The organism is Amycolatopsis sp. NPDC104587, from assembly GCF_055583645.1.
Genome location: NZ_JBVJNO010000003.1, coordinates 329,089 through 350,322, shown reverse-complemented (window position 1 = coordinate 350,322; position 21,234 = coordinate 329,089). Strand labels below are relative to the sequence as shown.

Genomic DNA, 21,234 nt, shown 5'->3' with positions numbered 1-21,234 from the left:
GAAGGTGGCTGCTGACGACCTTGGCGGACTGCGTCGGCCGCTAGGCGACCGTCGCGATCGTCTCCCCCGGCACCGGCGGGCAGGTCAGCAACCGGTGCGGCGGCGGCTCGGCCGTGCCCGGCTCGACCAGGGACGCCAGCAGCCGGACCGCCGCGCGGCCCAGCGCCCGCCGCGGCACCTCGAACCCGCTGATCTCCGGGCCGGGCGTCCCGGCCGGCGGCCGTCCCAGAACCGCCAGCGAGACGTCGGCGGGCACCTGGACCCCCGCCTCGCGCAGGGCTCGTTGGGTCGCGTGGAAGACCGCGCCCGTGTCGGTCTCCTCCACCACCAGGGCCGTCACGCCGTCGTCGAGCCAGCGGCGGACAGCCGCCGCGCCGAGGTCGGCGCCGTCGGTGCGGACCACCAGGCCCGGCAGGTTCAGCCCGGTGCCGGCGGCCGCCGCCCGCACCCCGCGTTCCCGGTCGCCCGACGACGGGGCGTCGTCCGGCTCGCGCAGGTAGCGGACCCGCCGGTGGCCCGCGCGCGCCAGCCGGGTGAGCACTTCGGCCGAGGCGGACACGTAGTCCGCGCCCACGTGCGGGATCCGGCCGCCGAGCTCGGTGCGGCGTCCGATGTAGACGATCGGGAACCCGCTCGCGAGCAGGTCGCCGATCGCGTCCGCCGGCACGTGCCGGCCGAGGAACAGGCAGCCGTCCGCCAGGCGGGTGCGGCGGATCCGGTCGGGCACCGCGCTCGAGCCGGTGAACATGATCAGGTCCTTGCCGAGCGCGGCCGCCTCGGCCTCGACGCCGGCCAGGATCGGGTAGTAGGAGTCGGCGACGTCCACCGGGAACGCCGGGGTGAAGGTGTAGACCCCGAGGAGGTTGTTGCGCGACGACGCCGGCCGTTTCGCCACCGGGTCGGGCACGTACCCCAGCCGTTCGGCGGCTTCCAGGACCCGCAGCCGGGTCCGCTCCGACAGCCGGACCCCGGTGCGGTTCCCGCCCAGCACCACCGAGACCGTCGCCTGCGAAACGCCGGCGACGCGCGCGATGTCGGCCTGCCGGGGCCTGCCCATCGGGCACCTCGCTCGGGGTCGCCGGGGTCAGCTGATCCGATTCAGCGTGCAAGGCCTCCCCGGGGTCGTCAACCGTTTTGCCCGAAACTCCAGCAAACCTGTCCCGACCGTACTAATACGTATTACTCCCTTGACCTCGCCGCCGCGACCGTGCCACCGTCGCCGCACACTTCACCGACGAAGGAGCCGCCATGACCCTCACCCGCCGCGGCCTGCTGGCCGGCGCCGCCGCCCTCGGCGCGAGCGCGCTCCTGCCCGTGACGGCCGCCGCGGCCCCCGCCGGCTTCCCGGACTACCGGTACCAGCGGCTCGCGCTCGTGAAGAGCAGGCTGCGCTACAACCCGACCGGTGAGCTGATCTTCCCCTGCGTCCGCGGCACCGCGGGCCGCATCCCGAACGCGCTCGGCGCGTACTACCTCTACTACGCACCGCACGACGCGCCGGGCGGGATCTGCCTGGCCTACGCGGACTCCCTCGACCAGGAGTTCACCGAGTACGCGGGCAACCCGATCATCAAGAACTCCTGGCCGGGTGAGTACTCGGTCAGCCACGTGTCGTCGCCGCACGCGCTGTGGAACGACGACGTCAAGCGGATCTACCTGTACTTCCACGGCGAGAACACCGTCACGCGGCTCGCCAGTTCGGCCGACGGCATCCACTTCGGCTATGAGAAGGAGGTCCTGTCGACGAGGCTGCAGCCCGCGGGCACCACCGAGACGTCCTACGCGCGGGTGTTCCGCCAGGACCTGCCGGCGAAGAACGCCCGCTACGTCATGGTGTTCATGCTCAACAACACCACCAACCACCGCGACATCGGCTGGGGCTGGTCACCCGACGCGCTGAACTGGACGTTCTCGCAGACCCCGCTCGTGCGCCACACCGACGTCGGCGCGAACGACATCGGCGGCCCGCACCTGCTGTACCGCAACAACAGCACGTACGTCGTCTACAACACAGACATCGCCCACGGCGGCAAGCTGATGATCACCGAGGTCGGCAACGACTTCTCGAAGCGCACCCACCTCGGGACGTTCCATTCTCCCTTGGCCGGCGCCCCGGACAACGGCCGTTCGGCGGCGCCGAGCTTCGGCACGTACCAGGGGCGCGAGTACATGATCTACGAGGCCGGGGAGCGGCTGGCCGGGAACATCGCCATCGCCCGCGCGGTCTGAGCAGCGCCACCTGCACGCGTCACTCCCCCAGGAGACGGCGAGCCCGGGCGAGCACCGGCTTGTCCACCATCTTCCCGTCCACAGTGGACACCGAATCACCGGCCGTCAAAACACGGCGGGCCCATTCACGCTCGGCCTCGGTCGGCGCGAACCCCGCTCGCACCGTCTCCACCTGGCGCGGGTGAACGCACAGCTTCCCGCCGAAACCCATCCGGCGCGCGTACCGGACGTCGGCCGCCAGGCGTTCGTCGTCGTGCAGGTCGGTCGTGACGCCGTCCAGCGGGGGCGCCAGCCCGGCCGCCGCCGAGGCGACGACCAGCCGCGAGCGCGCGTACGCGAACGGCTCGGGATCCTCCGGCGCGACACCGAGCTCCGCGGCCAGGTCGACACTGCCGAACGCCAGCCGGGTCACCGACGGGACTGCCGCGAGCTCACCGGCGTTTTCGACACCTCGCGCGGTCTCGACAAGAGCGATCACCTCGCGGAACCCGGCCGGCACCCCGGCCACCTCGGCCTTCGGGACCATCACCGGCACCCCGCGCGCGGCCACCAGAGCGGCGTCGGCTTCGAACCAGGGTGTGCCCGGCGGGTTGATCCGGACCATCGCCGCGCCACCGTCGGCCAGCCAGGCGTCGACCGCGGTGCGCGCTGAGTCCTTATCGGCCGGGGCGACGGCGTCCTCGAGGTCCAGGAGCACGACGTCGGCGCCGCCGGCCGCGGCCTTGGCAAAACGGTCGGGCCGGTCGCCGGGCACGAACAGGTAGGTCGTCGCGGTCACCCGACCCAGCGTAATGCTCTGGGGGTATCACAGCGAGCGGAAAGGGTCTTGGACGCGGGCCTTCCGGCGGCCGAGAGTCGGGAGGGAACCACCACGACCACGAAAGGTCCACGATGAAGGTCTTCCTCACCGGCGGCTCCGGCTACGTCGGCCGCCCCACCGTCCGGGCGCTCGTGCGGGACGGGCACGAGGTGAGCGCGCTCGCCCGCAGCGACGCCTCCGCGCGCACGCTCACCGAGCTGGGTGCTCGGCCAGTGCCGGGCGGGCTCACCGACACGGCCGTCCTGCGCGAGTCGGCTGCCGCGGCCGACGGTGTCATCCACCTCGGCCAGCACTACGGCGACGACACCGCGGCGGTCGACCGCGCCGCCGCGGACGCCCTGCAGGAGGGCATCGGCGACCGCGGCCCGTACGTGCACACCGGCGGCGTCTGGGTCTACGGCGACACCCAAGGTGTCGTGGCCGAGGACGCGCCGCAGAACCCGCCGGCGATCACGGCGTGGCGCGCGGCCAACGAGGAGCGCGTCCTGACCCACGGCGGCAATCCGGTGCTGGTGATGCCCGGCATCGTCTACGGCCTGGGCGGCGGGCTCATCGAGACGTTCTTCGCCGCGCCCGTCCCGAGCACCGACGCGTCGTCGGGCACCAGGTCGAGCCCGGCCTCGGCGGCGGTCCGCCGCAGGGACTCCGCCAGCACCTCGCGGTAGCGCCGCACCGGCGTCTCGGCCTGCACCTTCGGCTCGATCCCGTTGTAGACCTCCAGCAGCTCCGCGCCCCGGCCGGGGAACAGCAGCTCGAGCCCGGTCGAGATGCCGTGGCGCCAGTCCACCAGCGTGCCGAAGCAGTCGAACGTCGCCCAGCGAGTCATGCCGTCACTCTGATCGCCGGTCCTCCCCCGCGCAACCGATGATCTCCGCGAACTCGGCCACGATCCGCGAGCGCCGGCTCGCGAGCCACGCCAGGCACACCTCGTTCGGCGGCAGGTCCTCGACCGGCACGTGGGCGACGTCGGGCCGGGTGTAGTACTCCGAAGTGGACAGCGGGATGACGGCGATCCCCTGCCCGGCCGCCACGTGCTCGAGCTTCTCCTCGACACTGCGGAACGACGGCGCCGCCACGCCCGTGCCCTCGCGCAGCTCGACCGCGACGTCCCGCCACTCCGGGACCGCGTCCGGGTGGTTGAGCAGGTGTTCGCCGGCGAGGTCGCCCACGAGCACCGACTCCTTGCCGGCCAGCCGGTGGTCGGTCCGCAGCACCGCCACGCGCGGCTCCTCGAACAGCGGCCGGACGCTCAGCCCGCGCCGGTCCACCGGCAGCCGGACCACGCTGACGTCGGCGCGGCCGTCGTGCAGCACCTCGGTCTGGTCCTCCCAGGTCGTGCGCAGCAGCGAAACCGAGAGGTCGGGATGCCGGGCCGTCAACTCCCGGACGGCGTCGGTGACGGTGATGCCCGGCATGAACGCCACGGTGAACGTGGTGCCGCGCGCGGCCGTCGCCACCCGGCGCCGCAGGGCTTCGGCCGAGGCCAGCAGCGGACGCGCGTCGTCCAGCAGCTGACGGCCGGCGTCGGTCAGCGCGGTGGACCGCTTGTCCCGGCGGAACAGCTGGGCGTGCAGCTCGTCTTCCAGCGCCCGGATCTGCCGCGACAGCACCGGCTGCGCGATGTGCAGCCGCGCGGCGGCCCGCCCGAAGTGCAGCTCTTCGGCGACCGCGACGAAGTACCGAAGCTTGCGCAGATCGACGTCCACTCCGACCTCCCTGAGACCCCCAGGGTATTACGCGTGCGCGGCGAGGAACCGGGTGAGCGGCGGGTTCACCGCATCGGCGTGCGTGAAGCTCAGGAAGTGGGCGCCGTCTTCGACGACGACCAGCGGCGCGGCCGCGGGCAGCGCGCCCGCCAGCTCCTCGGCCCGCTCGACCGGGTAGGCGAGGTCGGCCGAGCCGTGCAGGACGAGGGCCGGGCAGGAGATCTCGCCGACCCGCGCGAGCACGCTGTCGCGGTCGACGAGGGCGTTCATGGTCAGCGTGAGCTGGTCCGGCGCCACCGTCGCCCAGCGCTTCTTCCACTCCTCCGCCGGGAAGGGGCCGAAGCAGATCTGGGCGACGCCGTCGAGCACCGGCGGCGGCGCGCTCCCGCTGACCCACGCGTCGAGCACCGCCCGGTACCCGGTCGCGACCGCGGGATCCTCCGCCGCGGCCGACGTGCCGAGCACCGCGATCGACGACACCCGCGAAGGCGCCAGCAGCGCCATCCGCAGCGCGACGAACCCGCCCTGGCTCGTCCCGACGACGGCCGCGCGCGGGACGTCCAGCTCGTCGAGCACCGCCAGGACGTCCCGGGCGACGTCCCAGTAGTCGAACGGGCCGGTCGCGGGGGTGCCGCCGTGGCCGCGCTCGTCGACGGTGACGCAGCGGAAGCCGTCGAACGCCGCCAGCTGCGGGGCGAACATCCGGCCGTCCATGAGGAAGCTGTGCAGCAGCACGACCACCGGGCCGGACCCGCCGTGGTCGGTGAAGGCCGGAAGTGTCATCGATCCTCCGAGGGGTGGCTCAGCCGGCGAACCGGCCCACGGCGACGAACACCGCCAGCACCAGCAGCACGACGTTCATCGGCAGCGCCTTGGTCTCCTTGCGGCGCCCGTGGACGATGATCGCACCGATCTGGACGATCGCCAGCCCGGTCGCCGCGAGCGGTGTCAGCACCGGCGCGATGTCGAGCGCCCACGGCAGGACCAGGCCGATCGCCGCGAGGACCTCGATGCCGCCGATCGCCCTGACCACCGGGCCGGAGAAGTCCGCCGTCCACCCCATGTTGGGGTTCTCCAGCAGCTTCTCCCGTGGCGTCAGGAACTTCATGCCGCCGGCGAAGACGTACAGCGCGGCTTGGAAACCCGCGGCGACCCACAGGGCGATGTTCACGAGGACTCCAGACTTCGGAAGGGGTAGTTGAACACTACATCACTTCCGGAGGGAGGACCTCAACTTGGCGTGATCGTGATCGACCCGCCCGGCCGCAGCGAGATCGTCCGCTTCCAGGCGCCGGCGCGCACCTCGGTCCGGGTCCCGCCGACGCTGCGGACCACCGCGCGGGTGACCTTGCCCTCACGCCAGGACAGGTCGACCTCGAACCCGCCGCGCGCGCCGATCCCGGTCACCCGGCCCGAGCGCGCCCACGCCGAGGGCAGCGCCGGCAGCAGCTCCAGCACGCCCGGGCGCGAGTAGACCAGCATCTCCACCATCGCCGCGGGCGCGCCGAGGTTCGCGTCGATCTGGAAGATCGTGTAGCTGCCCTGGCTGTACATGTCGAAGAAGTTCGGCGCGGTGCCGTTCCCGTTGGCCACCGACGGCCGCATGACCGTGAGCAGCAGCCGGTACGCGCGGTCGGCGTCCTTCAGCCGCGCCCAGCAGGCCGACCGCCACGCGCACGCCCAGCCGAAGCTGTCCATCCCGCGGGCGATCAGCAGCTCGCGCACGCCACTCAGCAGCTCGGGCGGCGAGGTGTCGGCCGCGATCCGGTCGCCGGGGAAGAAGCCGATCAGCGGCGACAGGTGCCGGTGCGTGGTCTCGCCGAGGTTGTCCGGCGACAGCCACTCCTCGAGCCAGCCGGTCGACGGGCTCACCTTCGGCAGGTACAGCTTCTTCTGCAGCCCGGCGATCCGGTCGCCGTACGCGCGGTCCCGGCCCAGCACCGCGACCGCGTCGCGGTAGTGCTCGAACAGGTCCCAGACGATCTCCTGGGAGTAGGTGTTGCCGCGGGTGTCCTGCGGGCCGTGCTCGGGTGACCAGTCGTGGTCGTCGACGAGCACCTCGACACCGTCCACGGTCGTCGTCACCAGCCTGGACTCCCAGAACTCGCACGCGCCCTTGAGCAGCGGGTAGATCCGCGCGAGGTACCGCTTGTCCTGGGTGAACGCGTAGTGGTCCCAGAGCGAGTTGCACAGCCAGGCGTTGCCGCCGGGGTGCCACCACCAGCCGGAGCCGCCGTAGATGTTGGTCGAGAACGCGATCGCCCAGCCGCCGATCCTGCCGCTGGTGTTGCGGAAGCGGTTCCTCGGGTCGTTGAACAGGCGTTGGGTGCTGTCCGTCCACACAGGAAGCTGCGCGAGGCAGTAGTCGGCGAGGGCAGTGAAGCTCCCGGGCAGCGCTGCCCGGTCCGCCAGCCAGTAGTTCATCTGGAGGTTGATGTCGGTGTGGTAGTCGCTCATCCAGTCGGGCGTGTTGGTGTTCTGCCACAGGCCCTGCAGGCCCATCGGCAGGCCGTCGCGCGAACCGGTGATCGTCAGGTACCGCCCGAACTGCAGGTAGCTCGCCTCCAGCTCCGGGTCCGGCGTGGCCGGGTCGTCGTGGCGGGCCACCAGCCGCGACCACGAGTCGAGCGCGCGCTTGGCCGGCGGCGACTGCCCCAGGTCGACCGACATCCGGTCGTACAGCCGCCGGTAGTCGGCGACGTGCGTGGCGCGCAGGCCGTCACCGCCCGCGGCCAGCGCCTGGGCCACCTTCCCCTTCGCGACGCGCAGCGGGTCGGCGGTCGCGTCGAGGAACTTGCGGGCCGCGTCCGGCACGTAGCTGGTCCCGCCGGTGACGACGATGAGCACCTCGCGGCAGCCGGTGAACGCGACGGTGTTCCCCTGCGGCGCCACCTTTCCCCCGCGGCCGGACGCCCCGGCCGCGGCCGCGTACTTCAGCCCGTTCGCGAAGGTGGCCGCGAAGGCCGCACCGGTCAGGGTCTCCCCGCGGGTCGGCTCCAGCGCGACCGTGCCGGTCATCGGACCACCGCTCAGCCGGACGACCACCACGTCGTCGGGGTGGCTCGTGTAGATCTCGCGGCGGTAGCGCGTGCCCTGGTGGGTGTAGGACACCGTGAGCAGGCCGTTGCTCAGGTCGAGCGTGCGGCGGTAGTCCGTGACACCGGTGTGCGCGGGCACGGCGATCCGGACCTTGGCCAGCAGGCCCAGCGTGCCGAACTTCTCGCGCTCGTAGGGGAACTGGCCGTCGTCTTCGAGGACGTCGTTGGCGCCACCGGTCCAGAGCGAGGCGTCGGCGAGGTAGAGGAAGTCGGCGGCCGGGTCACCGCCGACGAGAGCACCGATCCGACCATTGCCGATCGGCAGGCCCTGCTCGATGATCTTGTCCTCGGCTGCGGGCGAGGGGTACCACAGCGTGGTCGCGCGGCCGTCGGGAACCAGGTCCTCGACGGCCGGGCGCACGACGTCTGCGCTGGCGACAAAGGGACGAACGCCCCCGAGGGCGATCCCGGCGCCCACCGCGCCCCCGAGCTTGAGGAACGACCGGCGGGACGGCGGGAGGGGAAGGTCAGACATGTCGGATCCGTTCGGCGTTGAAGGCGGGGACCGGCGTGCAGCGCGCCAAACATATGACCTATCCGAACCCGAGGTCAAGATTCTTCGTAATTAATCCGATAACACGAGATGTACGACGGCCTCGGCGAGGTTGTAGCGTTGCGTCCACGACCGGGCTCGCAGTCGCGACGAAAGGCCACCACCGGTGCCGACCAACCCCTTCCTCGACGGGAACTTCGCCCCGATCAGCCAGGAGCACACGCTCACCGGCCTCGAGGTGACCGGGACGATCCCCGACTTCCTCGACGGCCGCTACCTGCGCAACGGGCCCAACCCGCTGTCCGAAGTGGACCCCGCCGCCTACCACTGGTTCATGGGCGACGGCATGGTCCACGGCGTCCGCCTGCGCGACGGCAAGGCCGAGTGGTACCGCAACCGCTGGGTCCGCAACCCCTCGATCGACGCGATCCTCGACGGCGGCCGGCCGCGCACCACCCCGCACGGCCTCAGCGCGAACACCAACGTCATCGGCCACGCCGGCAAGACCCTCGCCCTGATGGAGGCCGGGGCCACCCTCTGGGAGCTGACCGACGAGCTGGACACCGTCGGCCGCTGCGACTTCGACGGCACCCTGAGCGGGGGCTACACCGCCCACCCGAAGCGCGACCCGCGCACCGGCGAGCTGCACGCCGTCTCCTACTCGCTGACCGGCGGCAACAAGGTCACCTACACCGTGGTCGACACCGCCGGGCGGGTCCGGCGCGAGGTGCCCGTCGAGGTCACCGGCGCACCGATGATGCACGACTTCTCACTGACCGGACGGCACGTCGTCTTCTACGACCTGCCCGTGACCTTCGACGCCGGGATGGCGACCGCCTCGATCCCGTCACCGATCCTGCGCGCCACCACCCGGCTCGTGCTCTCCGCGGTGATCGGCCGGGTGCGGATCCCCGACCCGATCACCGCCCGGCTGGCCTCGAAGATCACCGCCAACGGCGGCCTCCCCTACCACTGGAACCCGAAATACCCGGCGCGGATCGGCGTAATGCCCCGCGAGGGTGGCAACGGCGACGTCCGGTGGTTCGAGGTCGAACCCTGTTACGTCTTCCACCCCCTCAACGCCTACGACGACGGCGACAGCGTGGTGCTCGACGTCGTCCGGCACCCGAAGATGTTCGACCGGCAGCTGCGCGGCCCCGACGAAGGCGTGCCGACGCTGGACCGGTGGACGGTCGACCTCACCACCGGCAAGGTCGTCGAAGAACGCCTCGACGACCGGGGCCAGGAGTTCCCGCGGGTCGACGAGCGGGTGGTCGGCCGCCCGCACCGCTACGGTTACGCGCCGGCGGTGACGACCGGCGCGAACCCGGCGGAAGCACTGTACAAACACGACTTCTGGACCGGCTCGACGCAGGTGCGGTCCTTCGGCGCCGGGCGTTCGCCGGCCGAGTTCGTCTTCGTGCCGCGCACCGCGGACGCCGCCGAGGACGACGGTGTCCTGGCCGGCTTCGTCCACGACGCGGCGACCGAGCGCAGTGAGCTAACGCTGCTGGACGCCGCCACGCTGGAGACGGTCGCCGCGATCCCCCTGCCGGACCGGGTGCCGGTCGGCTTCCACGGCAACTGGCTGCCGAGCTAGCGCTTCCGGTACCCCAGCACCCCGGCGTCGGCCTGCTCGGCGAGGTACTGCGCGAAGGTGATCGAGCCGTCCAGGTGGTGCGGCGCGAGGTGCCCGCCGTCGGCGTACGCCCGGAACGTCTCCCCCGGCACCTTCACCGAGACGATCTTCCGGCGCCGTCCGCTCGCCTCGGCGACCGCCTGGGCCAGCTCGGCCGCCGCGAGGATCTCGGGGCCGCCGAAGTCGTCGACGCGGCCCGCCGGGTCGGCGGTGGCCAGGTCCGCCAGGCGCGGCGCGACGTCGCGGACGTCCACCGGCTGGAACCGCACCCGCGGCACGGGCAGCATCGGCAGCCGGGACGCGCCCGCGAACAGGGTCCGGACCAGCGCGTGGAACTGCGTCGCCCGCTGGATCGTGTACGGCAGGCCGGACGCGGCGATCAGCTCCTCGGTCTCGAGCTTGCTCCGGTAGTAACCCAGCGGGACGCGGTCGACCCCGACGATCGAGACGTAGACCAGGTGCGGCCCGCCGGTCCAGCGCGCGGCCTCCACCAGCGTCCGCGCGAGCGCCGTCTCGTGCCGGAAGTCGGTGGCGCAGTGGACGACCGTGTCGACGCCGGCCAGCGCGCTGTCGACGCCGCGGCCGGTCCGCAGGTCGCCCGGCACGACGTCCGGACCGGGCCGCCGGCTGAGGACGCGGACCTCTTCACCCGCCGCGCGCAGCCGCTCGGTGACCACCCGGCCGAGCTGCCCGGTGCCACCGGTGACCAGGATCCGCACCAGACCCACCTCCACCCGTCGAACGCCGTCGAGGCCACCTTACGGGCGACGGACGCCCGCGAGGTGGCCTCGACGGTCTTTTCGGTCAGTTGCGGTTGATGGTGAACGTGGTCGTGCGGTTGCGGATGTCCTCGGCGTTGTCGCTCAGCGTGAGCCCGGTGAAGGTCGCCGACCCGACGGCCGGGCCCTGACCCGGTTCCGGCAGCTCGTTGGCCCAGATCCCGATCCCCGACTTCGCGTCGAAAGCGTCACCGCTGCGGTGTGCCCCGGTGATCGACACGTTCGTCAGCACCGTGTCCTGGACGCTGTTCTGCGGTTGCCCGCCGACGTAGTTCGTCTGGAACATGATGCCGGCGTAGGTCGGGCTCTGGATGTCCACGTCGGACACCCGGATCCCGCGGAACTCCTTGGACGCGGAGAACATCCAGATCGCCGGGAACGTCTGCTGGCCCCAGAAGTGGCCACCGTCCCGGACGAGCGAGGCGTTCTGGACCGTCGTCGGCTGCGGCCCGAACCCGAGGAACGGGTAGCCGAAGTCGAGCGAGCTGATCGTGATCGCCGAGTACGTCAGCGTGTCCGCGATGTAGAGGTTGCGGAAGGTGTTGTTGTACCCGCCGTAGACCGCCAGCCCGGCCGCGCGCCACGGGGTGAGCGCGGTCAGGTTCTCGAACACGTTGTCGTACTGGTTGCCCTGGTTGATGTCCGTGGCGGCGAACAGCGCGAAGCTGTCGTCGCCGGTGGACCGGGCCTCGTTGTTGGTGACGTGGTTGCCGGTGCTCCCGTTCGTGAGGTTGACGCCGTCGGCAAAGGTGTCGCGGATCCGGGAGTTCTTGATCGTGGTGTTGTCCACGTTGGTGCCCCAGACCATCACGACCTGGTGCTCGACCCAGATGTTGTCGATCGTCAGGTTCGAGACGTTGTTCAGGTTGAACACCTTGCCGGGGCCGTCGATCCGGGAGGTGTAGTTCCCGAACACGGCGAACCCGCTGACCGTCGACCCGTTCGCGGTCGGCTGGATGTCGATGCCGATGTCGCTGTTCTCCTGGCCGGACGGTGCGGAGAACTTCGTGAACCACGGCCCGGCGCCGGTGACCGTGACGGCCTTGCCGTAGACGTTCAGCTTGCTCTGCAGCGAGTAGTTCCCGGCCGGCAGGTAGACGCCGGTGAGCGTCGTGTCCTGCCGGGCCTTGTCCAGCGCCGCCTGCACGTCCTGCTGCGTGAACCCGGTGGGCACCGCGAAGTGCGCCGGGTCGGGGTTCGCGACCGCGGTGGCCTGCTCGAAGTTCACGAAGTCGATCGCGTAGTTCGTGCTGTTGGCCGCGTCCTTCTGCAGCTTGATCTTGTGCCCGGCGGGCACGGTCGTGCCCAGCAGCATCGACGCCTCGTCGTAGATGTGCCGCGGCCCGGTGCCCGGCGAGTTGCCCGGGCCGGTTTCGGCGCCGTAGAGCCACGCGTAGTGCGACGTCAGGTCGATGGCCTTGAGGAACGTGCCGTCGACGTAGACGTTCAGCGTCGAGCTGATGCCGCCGCCACCCGCGGAGTCCGGGATGGAGAACCGGGTGACCAGGGTGTTCGTCGACGCCCGCGTGGTGAACTCGACCGACGAGCCGGTCGAGTTCAGCGTCACGGCCTTGCGGCCCGACGCTTCGCCCGCGAGGTCGCCGATCGTGCGGTTCGGGCCGACCACGGACGCGCCGCCCGCGACGACGCCGTCCTCGGCCTCGTACATGTCGTAGGGCATGTTCGCGCCCCGGCCGACGAACAGCGCCTGCGTGCTGGTGTTGTTGGCCTGCTTCACCGGCAGCTCGTTGGCGTCGTTCGCGACGACCGTCTTGACGGTGTACTTGCCGTTGCCCGCGGTCCAGGTGCCGACGGTCACCGGCGACGCGGTGGCCCCGGCGGCGATCGCGCCGGTGTAGCTGCCGCTGAGCGTCTTGACCACCGTGCCGTTCTGGTCGGTGATCGTCACCGTGATCGCGTGGGCGCCGCCCGCGCTCGCCACGGTGCCCTGGTTGCGCAGGGTCGTGGTGAACGTGACGGTGTTGCCCGCGGACGGGTTGTTCGGCGACCAGCCGGTCGCGGCGACGAGGTCCGAGCTCTGCACCGGGCTGACGACGAGCGCCGTCGAACCGGTGAAGGAGTTGTTGTCCTCGTTCTGCTCGATGACGGCGTTGGCCTCGTCGACCTTCGCCGTCAGCTGGTAGCTGCCGGCGTTCTGGGTGCCGATGTTCGCCGACACCGTCGTCGACGCGCCGGCGGCCAGCGCCCCGACGTTCGCGGTGCCGACCTTGGTCGTGCCCAGGTACAGGTTGACGTTGGTCGCGCCCGAAGCCGCGGTCCCGGCGTTGCGGATCGTGGCCGACGCGGTGATCGAGTCGGTCTCCACCGGGTTCTGCGGTGTCCAGGAGACCCCGGAGACCGTGAGGTCGGGGTTCGGCGCGGGCACACCGAAGACCTGGAACTCCGCCGCCTGCCCGCCGCCGGCGCCGGAGTTGGCGGTGACGCGCAGCCGGACGTCGGCGGCGCGGCCGCTCAGCGGGATCGTCACGGTGTTGCCGGACGACGGGCTGAAGCTGTAGGTCTGCGCGGCCGACAGCGTGGTGAACGCGCTCGAAGCCTGGTCACGGCCTTCGACGGCGATCGTCTGCGTCCGCGGGCCCCAGGAGGCGTCCGGGTTCAGCTTGACGACCACCTGGTTGAGGTCCGCGTTCGAGCCGAGCGCGACGGTCAGCAGGTTCGGGTAGGTCCCGCCGCCGCCCTCCCAGTAGGTGGTCACGGAGTTGTCGTTGGCGTTGGCCGCGACGAACGTGAACTCCGTCGAGGACGCCGTAATCGGCTTGCCCAGCGCCAGGTTCGTCCCGGCCTGGGTGCCGTTGCGGGTCACCGTGGCGCTGTTCGCCGACTGGTTGCCCGCGGCGTCCTTGGCCCGCACGTAGTACGACACGGTCGCGCCGTCGGGCTGGTTGTCGGTGTAGGTCAGGACCGTCCCGCCGACACTGCCGCGCAGCTGGTTGTTGGCGTAGACGTCGTAACCGGCGACACCGGTGTTGTCCGTCGAGGCCGACCAGGTGAGCCGGATCTGGCCGCTCGCGGGCTGGGTGTAGGCGAGGTTGCCGGGCGCGGACGGCGGCTGCGTGTCCCCGCCGGCCGGGCCGTGCACCTCGAACTCCGACAACTGCGCGGCGGGCCAGCCGGTGTTGGCCGTGACGTTCAGCCGGACGTACCGGGTGCTGCCGGTGACGTCCACGGTGACCGTGTTGCCGGTGGCGGGGTCGAAGCGGTAACCGGCCGAGGCCTTCAGGTCGCTGAAGCTCGTGCCGTTGGTGCTGCCTTGAACGCTGAAGGTCTCGGTGCGGGCCTCCCAGCCGGTCGGCAGTTTCAGCACGAGCTGGGCGACGTTCGTGGCCGTGCCGAGGTCGGCCTGGACCCACTGCGGGAACTGGTTGTTGGTGCTCTCCCAGTAGGTCGCCTGGTTTCCGTCGCCGACGTTCGAGGCGGGGTAGCCGGCGAGCTGGCTGCTGGCGGTGTAGGTCGCGACGGCGGCTTGGGCGGCGGGCTGGATGGCCTGCACGGCGGGCGCGGCGGCCGGGGCGCCGCTCGCGGCCACGGCGGGCGCGGCCAGGAGGAGGGACAGGGCGGCGTAGGTGGCCGCGCGCGACAGAAGTCGCTTCGTTCTCATGGGGTTCCTCATGATCCGGGGAGGAGGGGAGGCGGGTCGAGCGCGCTCGTCCCGGGCGGGGACGGCGGAAACCAGGGAACGGGCACACACCGGACGTGGTCCGGGGGCGCACGCGGGCAGCACGGGACAGCCGTCATGGGCACCTCTTCGTCGAGGAGCTGGGCGGGATCTTCCTGACCACTGCCGCAATTTCTCGCGCTGTTGTCAGGTTCTTGCACTGATTCGTTCAAGACTTACAGTGACCGGGGTCTCAAGTCAACGCCCAAACGTCGAAAAGGCCTCCTCGCGGGGATGCGAGGAGGCCTTTGCCGAGGTCGGGTCAGGAGTGGACGGCGCCCAGCCGGATCGCGTGGGTGCCCGGCGTGTTGACCGGCTCGCCGCAGTGGGCGCAGACCGTGGCCGGCTCCAGCACCTCGCCGCACGCGTGCCGCCACAGCGTGGGCGGCTCACCCTGGTGGACGAACTTGTCCCCCCAGGCCATCAGGCCGAGCAGGATCGGCTGCAGCGCCCGGCCGGCCTCGGTCGGGTAGTACTCGAAGCGCGGCGGGTGGTCTTCGTACCGGACCTTCTCGAGCACGCCGGCGTCGACGAGCTTGCGCAGCCGCGCGGCCAGGATGTCGCGGCTGGCGCCGGTGTTCTCGGCGATCTGGTTGAACCGCCGCTCCCCTAGCATGACCTCGCGCAGAGCGAGCAGGCTCCACCGCTCGCCGACGACCTCGAGAGCCTCGGCCACCGAGCACTCGCGACCACGCCGAACCATGCCACCTCCCACAGGTTGAAAATCCAACCTAGCACGTCAACCGCATGTGACGTGCCGAACAGCTGAGTTGTGGAATCCAACTCGCCCGGCGTATACCGAAACCATCCCCCGATCTGCGAGGAGGCAGACGCCATGACGGACGCGGTGATCGTCGACGCGGTACGGACCCCCATCGGCAAGGGCAAGCCGAACGGGAAGCTCGCCGGGGTGCACCCGGTCGACCTGCACGCCCACGCCCTGCGCTCGCTGGTCGAACGCACCGGCGTCGACCCGGCCCGGATCGACGACGTGATCAGCGGCGCGGTCGGGCAGATCGGCGAGCAGAGCATGAACACCGCGCGCTGGGCCGCGCTCGCCGCGGGACTGCCGGAGTCGGTGCCCGCGGTGACCGTCGACCGGCAGTGCGGCAGCAGCCAGCAGGCGGTCCACTTCGCTGCCCAGGGCGTCATCGCCGGCGCCTACGACGTCGTGATCGCCTCCGGGGTCGAGTCGATGAGCCGGGTGCCGATGGGCAGCCAGGTGGCCGGGCGGGACCCGTTCGGCCCGCAGGTCGCCGCCCGCTACCCCGACGGACTCGTCCCCCAGGGCATCAGCGCCGAGCTGATCGCCGCCAAGTGGGGCTTCAGCCGTGCGCAGCTCGACGCGTTCTCCGCCGAAAGCCACCAGCGGGCCGCGAAGGCGTGGGCGGACGGGAAGTTCGCCGGCGAGGTCGCGTCGCTCAAGGCGCCCGGACCCGACGGCGTGCTCGTCGACGTCACCACGGACGAGACGATCCGTCCGGGCACCACGCCGGAGATCCTCGCCGGGCTCAAGCCCGCGTTCCGCGCCGACGTCTGGGAGCAGCGGTTCCCCGACCTCGGCTGGCACGTCACGGCGGGCAACTCTTCCCCGATCAACGACGGCGCCGCCGCGCTGATGATCACCAGCTCCGAGACGGCGAAGGCGCTGGGACTGCGGCCGCGGGCCCGGATCCACAGCTTCGCCGTGGTCGGCGACGACCCGCTGTACATGCTGACCGGCGTCGTCCCCGCGACCCGCAAGGTGCTCGCGCGCGCCGGGCTTTCGGTCGGGGACATCGACGCCTTCGAGGTCAACGAGGCGTTCGCCAGCGTGGTGCTCGCCTGGCAGGCCGAGATCGGCGCGGACCTGGCGAAGGTCAACGTCAACGGCGGCGCGATCGCGATCGGCCACCCGCTCGGCGGCAGCGGCGCACGCCTGGCGACCACGCTGCTGTCGGTGCTGGAGCAGACCGGCGGCCGTTACGGCCTGCAGACGATGTGCGAGGCGGGCGGCCTCGCCAACGCGACGATCATCGAACGCCTGGACTGACGCGCCAGGTAGGCCCGCAACGCCGCCACGGCTCCCCCGGGATCCGTGGCGGCGACCGGGAACACCTCGTCGAAGCCGAGGGCGAGCAGTTCCGCGCGCGAACTGCCGAGCACAGTGGACAGCAGCAGGCAGTCCGGACGCTCGCCGACGCACACGGCGCGACCTTCGCGTTCGAGGAGCACCTGCAGGGCGACCAGGCTCCACGCGGCCTCGTCCAGGCCGCACAGCACGATCTTCACTTCCCGCAGAGCCGTGGCCGGCCGCGGAAAATACGTCAGTCGGGCTCGGGCGGCTCTTCGACGCCGTCGCGATCGGCCCACTCCAGCAGGGGTTCCAGCGAGAAGACGGCCTTGTCGATGCCCGCGTGGAGGTCGCCGAGCTCGGCGAACCGGGCCGGGACGGTCGCGATGGTGAAGTCGCCCGGCTCGACGTCGTCGATCTCCTCCCAGCGGATCGGCGTCGACACCGTGCCTTCCGGGTTGCCGCGCACGGAGTAGGCGCTCGCGATCGTGTGGTCACGCGCGTTCTGGTTGTAGTCGACGAAAAGCAGCCGGGGGTCGCGGTCCTTACGCCACCAAGTTGTCGTGACGTCGTCCGGGGCACGGCGTTCGACCTCGTGCGCGAAGGCCAGGGCCGCACGCCGGACCTCTTTGAAGCCCCAGTGGGGTTCGATCCGGACGTAGATGTGCAGCCCGCGCCCGCCCGAGGTCTTGGGCCAGCCGACCGCGCCGAGCTCGTCGAGGATCTCGTGCGCGACGTGCGCGACCCGGCGGACGCGGTCGTAGCCGCAGTCGGGCATCGGGTCGAGGTCGATGCGCCACTCGTCCGGCTTCTCGGTGTCGGCGCGGCGGGAGTTCCACGGGTGGAACTCCACAGTGGACATCTGCACCGCCCACGCGACGTGCGCCAGCTCGGTGACGCACAGCTCGTCGGCGTGCCGGTTGTACCGCGGGAAGGTGACCCGGACGGTCTCCAGCCACGGCGGCGCGCCGTTCGGGACGCGCTTCTGGTGGACCTTCTCCCCCGCCACGCCGGACGGGAAGCGGTGCAGCATGCACGGCCGCTCCCGCAGCGCGTTGACGATGCCGTCGCCGACCGAGAGGTAGTAGTTGACCAGGTCGAGCTTCGTCTCGCCGCGGGCCGGGAAGTACACCCGGTCCGGGTTGGAGATCCGGACCGTGTGCGGCCCGACCTCGAGCTCCACCGCCGCCGACTTCTGCGCCATGGACCGACAGTAGCCCGAATCCACCGCTACCGTGGGGATCATGAGCCTCCCGCCGGACGGCCACGTCCACACCGAATGGTCCTGGGACACGGTGACCGGGTCGATGCTCGGCTCGTGCGAGCGGGCGCTCGAGCTGGGGCTGCCGTCGGTGGCGTTCACCGAGCACGCGGACCTCACGCCGTGGCTGGTCCCGGAGCCGGTCCGGCCGCTGCTGCCGGACCACTTCCGGGTGCGGCTGCGGCCGGACGGCGTCCTGGAGCCGCCCGACCTCGACGTCGAGGGCTACCTGGCGGGGGTCGAGCAGTGCCGGGACCGGTTCCCGGACCTGCGGATCCTGTCCGGGGTGGAGCTGAGCGAGCCGCATTGGCACCGCGCTCGCGCCGACGCGCTGCTCGCCGCCCACGGCTTCGACCGCATTCTCGGCTCGGTGCACTCCCTGCCCGGCGGCGAGCACCACCACGAGCTGACGCTGATCACCGACCGGCCGCCCGGCGAGCTGCTGCGCGCCTACCTCGCCGAGGTGCTCGGGCTGGTCGAGTCGACCGCCGGCTTCGCGGTGCTCGCGCACATCGACTACGCGCTGAGGTCGTGGCCGGCCGAGGGCCCGCCGTTCGTCGTGGCGGCCTTCGAGGAGGAGTTCCGCACCGTGCTGCGGGCCCTGGCTTCGAGCGGACGCGCGCTGGAGGTCAACACGAAGGTGCCGCTGCCGGGCGAGGTGGTCCGGTGGTGGTTCGAGGACGGCGGTGAGGCGGTGAGCTTCGGCAGCGACGCTCACGAGCCGGGCCTGGTCGGCCACGGCTTCGCGGCGGCGGCCGCCCTGGTCGAGTCCGCCGGTTTCCGCCCCGGCCGCACCCCGCACGACTTCTGGCGCCGTTGAACGTCACTTTCACCGAGAAAGATGCGTCTCGAGGCCGCCCGGGCGCATCTTTCACGGCGAAAGCCGCGCTTTGCGGCGCAAAGTGGGTCAGGCGAGGGCGTGGCGGCCGTGGGCGCGGGACTCCGCACTCTGGTCCAGTAGCCGGTTGGCCACCCGGCCGATCGCCGCGTCCAGCTCGGCGCGGTCGGCCGTGCCCCAGTCGCCGAGGCGCTCGGCCAGCCAGTCGTGCCACGCCCGCACCACCTTGGCGAACTCGGCCCGGCCCGGCTCGGTCAGCTCCCACTGGCCGCCGCTGTAGCGCAGGTGCCCGGTCAGCTCCAGCCGGTTGAACGCCGGTTCCAGCACCTGCGCGGGAACGCTGAAGTACTCCCCGATCGCCTTCAGCGTCGACGGCTCGCCGCGGCGTTCCCGCAGGTGGACCTGCAGCAGGCACCAGATGCCACCTTCGTCGAGGTCGCCGCCGGCGCGTTCGACGATCGCCGGGGCCACCTTGCGGCGCTCGCGGAAGAACAGCGTGGCCACGGCGCGTTCGAGCGCACGGTCGTCCGTGCGGGCCTCCGGCATCGCGAAGCCGTCACCGAGGTCCGGCGCGGCCGCGCGGGCGGTGTCGCGCAGCGGAACCTCCTTGAGGAAGAACGCGAGCGCGAACGCGACCAGCCCGACCGGCGCCGCGGCGAGGAACACCACGTGCAGGGAGTCGCTGTAGGCCTGGATGACCGGAGCGGACACCGAGTCCGGCAGCGCGTGCAGCGCCGTCGGCACCTGGAGCGCCCGCGGGTCGACCCCGGGCGGCAGCGGGTGTTCGGCGGCGGCCTTGGCCAGGTTGGGCGCCAGCTGGTTCGCGTACACCGTGCCGAAGATGGCCGCGCCGAACGAGCTGCCGATCGAGCGCAGGAACGTCACCCCCGACGTCGCCACACCGAGGTCGGCGTAGTCGACGGTGTTCTGCACGGCGATGGTCAGCACCTGCATGCCGAGCCCGATGCCCAGGCCCAGCACGGCCATATAGGCCGAGGCCTCCCAGAACCCGGTGTCGGCGTCCAGCCGGGACAGCAGGTAGAGCCCGATCGTCATGCCCGCGGCGCCGACCAGCGGGAAGATCTTGTACCGCCCGGTCTTGCTCACGGCGTTGCCCGCGGCGATCGACGCGACCAGCAGCGCCAGCACCATCGGCAGCAGCCGCACCCCGGACGTCGTCGCCGAGGTGCCCTGGACGTACTGCATGTACGTCGGCAGGTAGGAAAGCGCGCCGAGCATCGCGAAGCCGACGACGAAGCTCATGATCCCGCCGACGGTGAACACCGGGTTCCGGAACAGCCGCATCGGCAGCATCGGCTCCGCTGCTCTCAGCTCCACGAAGACGAACGCCGCGAGCAGCACGACCGAGCCGACCGCCATCCCGATGATCGTCGGCGAGCCCCACGCGTACTGCGTGCCGCCCCAGCTCGTCACCAGCGTGAGCCCGGTCGCGGCCAGGCCGATCAGCAGGATGCCGAGGTAGTCGATGACCGGCTTGACCGCGGCGCGCGCGTTCGGCATCGCCGAGGACGCCACCACCAGCACCACGATGACCAGCGGGATGTTGACGTAGAACGCCCACCGCCACGACAGGTGGTCGACGAAGAAGCCGCCGAGCATCGGCCCGGCCACGGTCACCACGCCGAACACCGAGCCGAGCACACCCTGGTACTTGCCGCGCTCGCGCAGCGGGACGACGTCGGCGATCAGCGCGGTCGAGGTGACCATCAGTCCGCCGCCGCCCAGGCCCTGCACCGCACGCCAGACGATCAGCCAGACCATGCTGTCGGCGAACCCGGCGCAGAAAGAGCCGATGCCGAACACGACCACCGAGATCTGGAACATCAGCTTGCGGCCGAACAGGTCACCGAGCTTGCCGACGACGACGGTCATGATCGTCTCGGCGAGCAGGTAGGAGGTGACCACCCACGAGAGGTGCCCGGCCCCGCCGAGGTCACCGACGATGGTGGGCAGCGCGGTCCCGACGATGGTCTGGTCCAGCGCGGCCAGCAGCATACCGAGCAGCACGGCCCCGAAGACGGCGTTGACCCGCCCCCGGCTCAGCTGCGCGGGTCCCGGCTCGTGGGCGACCTCCGCGGTGGCCGTCATCCGCACCTCCTGGCTCGGCCTCCGAGGCTAGTGCGAACGGTCCACTGTGGATAGCCACTCGTTCCGGTGACGCAGGGTCAGCTCGAACGGCTCGAACCCCTGCGCGCGGTAGATCGCCAGCGCCGCCTCATTGCCGGCGTAGGCCTTCACGACCGATTCGTTCGCGCCCTTTTCCCGCGCCCACGCGAAAAACGCCGCGACCAGCTCGGCGCCGACCTCCGACCGGCGGTGGTCCGGGCCGACGCGCAGGCTCTCCAGCACCGCGGTCACCACGCCCGGCCGCAGGGCGTCCGGGGGCCGCAGCCTGCCGGTCAGGTGCCCGCCGCCGGCCAGCAGGTAGAGGCAGTCCGGATCGCCGACCAGCTCCGCGTAGTAGGCGGCGCCCTCACGGTCGGGCCAGCCGAGGTCCATGCGCGGGTCGTGGCGCCCGGCGTCTTCGGCGAACAGCCCGGCGGCCGACTCGACGAGTTCGGGGACGTCTTCGGGAACACAGAAGGAAACAGTCATGGCTTCGACCGTAACCACGTGATTTT

Annotated in this window: 18 protein-coding genes; 5 read left to right on the top strand and 13 right to left on the bottom strand. The window is 71.5% G+C overall.

Annotation, left to right across the window (positions count from 1 at the left end):
- Positions 1-40: 40 nt before the first annotated feature.
- Positions 41-1,057: a LacI family DNA-binding transcriptional regulator gene (locus tag ACZ61C_RS09660; protein WP_465304808.1), complete on the bottom strand. Its 1,017-nt coding sequence runs from the start codon at positions 1,055-1,057 to the stop codon at positions 41-43.
- 191 nt (positions 1,058-1,248) lie between these two features.
- Here ACZ61C_RS09660 and ACZ61C_RS09655 point away from each other — a divergent pair, with 191 nt between their 5' ends.
- The gene (locus tag ACZ61C_RS09655) at positions 1,249-2,229 is read left to right on the top strand and encodes a hypothetical protein (protein ID WP_465304806.1); all 981 of its coding nucleotides are present in this window, start codon (positions 1,249-1,251) and stop codon (positions 2,227-2,229) included.
- Positions 2,230-2,248: 19 nt separating this feature from the next.
- Here ACZ61C_RS09655 and ACZ61C_RS09650 read toward each other — a convergent pair whose 3' ends face one another.
- Positions 2,249-3,007: an HpcH/HpaI aldolase/citrate lyase family protein gene (locus ACZ61C_RS09650; RefSeq protein ID WP_465304804.1), complete on the bottom strand. Its 759-nt coding sequence runs from the start codon at positions 3,005-3,007 to the stop codon at positions 2,249-2,251.
- 113 nt (positions 3,008-3,120) lie between these two features.
- Between ACZ61C_RS09650 and ACZ61C_RS09645 the strand changes: the two genes are divergently transcribed.
- Positions 3,121-3,714, top strand: coding sequence for an NAD-dependent epimerase/dehydratase family protein (locus ACZ61C_RS09645; protein ID WP_465304802.1), 594 nt, complete (start codon positions 3,121-3,123; stop codon positions 3,712-3,714).
- Positions 3,715-3,879: 165 nt separating this feature from the next.
- Here the strand turns inward: ACZ61C_RS09645 and ACZ61C_RS09640 are convergent, their stop codons facing one another.
- Genes ACZ61C_RS09640 through ACZ61C_RS09625 form a run of 4 tightly spaced genes read right to left on the bottom strand, consistent with a single transcriptional unit; the run spans position 3,880 to position 8,328 of the window.
- Entirely contained in the window at positions 3,880-4,755 is an 876-nt protein-coding gene (locus ACZ61C_RS09640) for a LysR family transcriptional regulator (RefSeq protein WP_465304800.1), read from the bottom strand.
- A gap of 27 nt (positions 4,756-4,782) precedes the next feature.
- Positions 4,783-5,538 (bottom strand): alpha/beta fold hydrolase, encoded by a 756-nt coding sequence (locus ACZ61C_RS09635; RefSeq protein WP_465304798.1) that lies wholly within the window; start codon positions 5,536-5,538, stop codon positions 4,783-4,785.
- 19 nt (positions 5,539-5,557) lie between these two features.
- Positions 5,558-5,926, bottom strand: coding sequence for a DoxX family protein (locus tag ACZ61C_RS09630; RefSeq protein WP_465304796.1), 369 nt, complete (start codon positions 5,924-5,926; stop codon positions 5,558-5,560).
- Positions 5,927-5,985: 59 nt separating this feature from the next.
- Positions 5,986-8,328, bottom strand: coding sequence for a glycosyl hydrolase family 95 catalytic domain-containing protein (locus tag ACZ61C_RS09625; RefSeq protein WP_465304794.1), 2,343 nt, complete (start codon positions 8,326-8,328; stop codon positions 5,986-5,988).
- Positions 8,329-8,512: 184 nt separating this feature from the next.
- On the opposite strand from ACZ61C_RS09625, the gene ACZ61C_RS09620 reads away from it, so the two are divergent.
- Positions 8,513-9,946, top strand: a complete 1,434-nt coding sequence (locus tag ACZ61C_RS09620; protein ID WP_465304792.1) for a carotenoid oxygenase family protein — start codon at positions 8,513-8,515, stop codon at positions 9,944-9,946.
- On the opposite strand, the gene ACZ61C_RS09615 is transcribed toward ACZ61C_RS09620, so the two are convergent.
- The 3 genes from ACZ61C_RS09615 to ACZ61C_RS09605 form a co-directional block, all read right to left on the bottom strand.
- Positions 9,943-10,704 carry an SDR family oxidoreductase gene (locus ACZ61C_RS09615; protein WP_465304790.1) on the bottom strand — a complete coding sequence of 254 codons (762 nt, stop codon included), beginning with the start codon at positions 10,702-10,704 and terminating at the stop codon, positions 9,943-9,945. The genes ACZ61C_RS09620 and ACZ61C_RS09615 overlap by 4 nt on opposite strands.
- 85 nt (positions 10,705-10,789) lie before the next feature.
- Complete coding sequence (locus tag ACZ61C_RS09610) at positions 10,790-14,383, bottom strand: discoidin domain-containing protein (RefSeq protein ID WP_465304788.1); 3,594 nt, start codon at positions 14,381-14,383, stop codon at positions 10,790-10,792.
- A 319-nt stretch (positions 14,384-14,702) separates the two neighbouring features.
- Positions 14,703-15,143 carry a winged helix-turn-helix transcriptional regulator gene (locus ACZ61C_RS09605; RefSeq protein ID WP_465304786.1) on the bottom strand — a complete coding sequence of 147 codons (441 nt, stop codon included), beginning with the start codon at positions 15,141-15,143 and terminating at the stop codon, positions 14,703-14,705.
- A gap of 132 nt (positions 15,144-15,275) precedes the next feature.
- On the opposite strand from ACZ61C_RS09605, the gene ACZ61C_RS09600 reads away from it, so the two are divergent.
- A complete protein-coding gene (locus tag ACZ61C_RS09600; protein ID WP_465304784.1) occupies positions 15,276-16,472 on the top strand; it encodes a thiolase family protein in 1,197 nt (398 codons plus the stop codon).
- On the opposite strand, the gene ACZ61C_RS09595 is transcribed toward ACZ61C_RS09600, so the two are convergent.
- Positions 16,403-16,711: a hypothetical protein gene (locus ACZ61C_RS09595; protein ID WP_465304782.1), complete on the bottom strand. Its 309-nt coding sequence runs from the start codon at positions 16,709-16,711 to the stop codon at positions 16,403-16,405. The two genes, ACZ61C_RS09600 and ACZ61C_RS09595, sit on opposite strands and share 70 nt — an antisense overlap.
- Positions 16,712-16,746: 35 nt before the next feature.
- A complete protein-coding gene (gene ligD, locus ACZ61C_RS09590; protein ID WP_465304780.1) occupies positions 16,747-17,697 on the bottom strand; it encodes a non-homologous end-joining DNA ligase in 951 nt (316 codons plus the stop codon).
- Positions 17,698-17,737: 40 nt separating this feature from the next.
- Between ligD and ACZ61C_RS09585 the strand changes: the two genes are divergently transcribed.
- Complete coding sequence (locus tag ACZ61C_RS09585; RefSeq protein ID WP_465304778.1) at positions 17,738-18,574, top strand: PHP domain-containing protein; 837 nt, start codon at positions 17,738-17,740, stop codon at positions 18,572-18,574.
- A gap of 87 nt (positions 18,575-18,661) precedes the next feature.
- Here ACZ61C_RS09585 and ACZ61C_RS09580 read toward each other — a convergent pair whose 3' ends face one another.
- Positions 18,662-20,707 carry a DHA2 family efflux MFS transporter permease subunit gene (locus tag ACZ61C_RS09580; protein WP_465304776.1) on the bottom strand — a complete coding sequence of 682 codons (2,046 nt, stop codon included), beginning with the start codon at positions 20,705-20,707 and terminating at the stop codon, positions 18,662-18,664.
- A 21-nt stretch (positions 20,708-20,728) separates the two neighbouring features.
- Entirely contained in the window at positions 20,729-21,208 is a 480-nt protein-coding gene (locus tag ACZ61C_RS09575; protein WP_465304774.1) for a GNAT family N-acetyltransferase, read from the bottom strand.
- Positions 21,209-21,234: the final 26 nt, after the last annotated feature.

Excerpts from the sequence above, each read along its gene's own strand:
- ACZ61C_RS09660 (WP_465304808.1), bottom strand. The coding sequence starts at position 1,057 with ATGGGCAGGCCCCGGCAGGCCGACATCGCGCGCGTCGCCGGCGTTTCG.
- ACZ61C_RS09655 (WP_465304806.1), top strand. The coding sequence starts at position 1,249 with ATGACCCTCACCCGCCGCGGCCTGCTGGCCGGCGCCGCCGCCCTCGGC.
- ACZ61C_RS09645 (WP_465304802.1), top strand. The coding sequence starts at position 3,121 with ATGAAGGTCTTCCTCACCGGCGGCTCCGGCTACGTCGGCCGCCCCACC.
- ACZ61C_RS09635 (WP_465304798.1), bottom strand. The coding sequence starts at position 5,538 with ATGACACTTCCGGCCTTCACCGACCACGGCGGGTCCGGCCCGGTGGTC.
- ACZ61C_RS09625 (WP_465304794.1), bottom strand. The coding sequence starts at position 8,328 with ATGTCTGACCTTCCCCTCCCGCCGTCCCGCCGGTCGTTCCTCAAGCTC.
- ACZ61C_RS09610 (WP_465304788.1), bottom strand. The coding sequence starts at position 14,383 with ATGAGAACGAAGCGACTTCTGTCGCGCGCGGCCACCTACGCCGCCCTG.
- ACZ61C_RS09605 (WP_465304786.1), bottom strand. The coding sequence starts at position 15,143 with ATGGTTCGGCGTGGTCGCGAGTGCTCGGTGGCCGAGGCTCTCGAGGTC.
- ACZ61C_RS09600 (WP_465304784.1), top strand. The coding sequence starts at position 15,276 with ATGACGGACGCGGTGATCGTCGACGCGGTACGGACCCCCATCGGCAAG.
- ligD (WP_465304780.1), bottom strand. The coding sequence starts at position 17,697 with ATGGCGCAGAAGTCGGCGGCGGTGGAGCTCGAGGTCGGGCCGCACACG.
- ACZ61C_RS09585 (WP_465304778.1), top strand. The coding sequence starts at position 17,738 with ATGAGCCTCCCGCCGGACGGCCACGTCCACACCGAATGGTCCTGGGAC.
- ACZ61C_RS09575 (WP_465304774.1), bottom strand. The coding sequence starts at position 21,208 with ATGACTGTTTCCTTCTGTGTTCCCGAAGACGTCCCCGAACTCGTCGAG.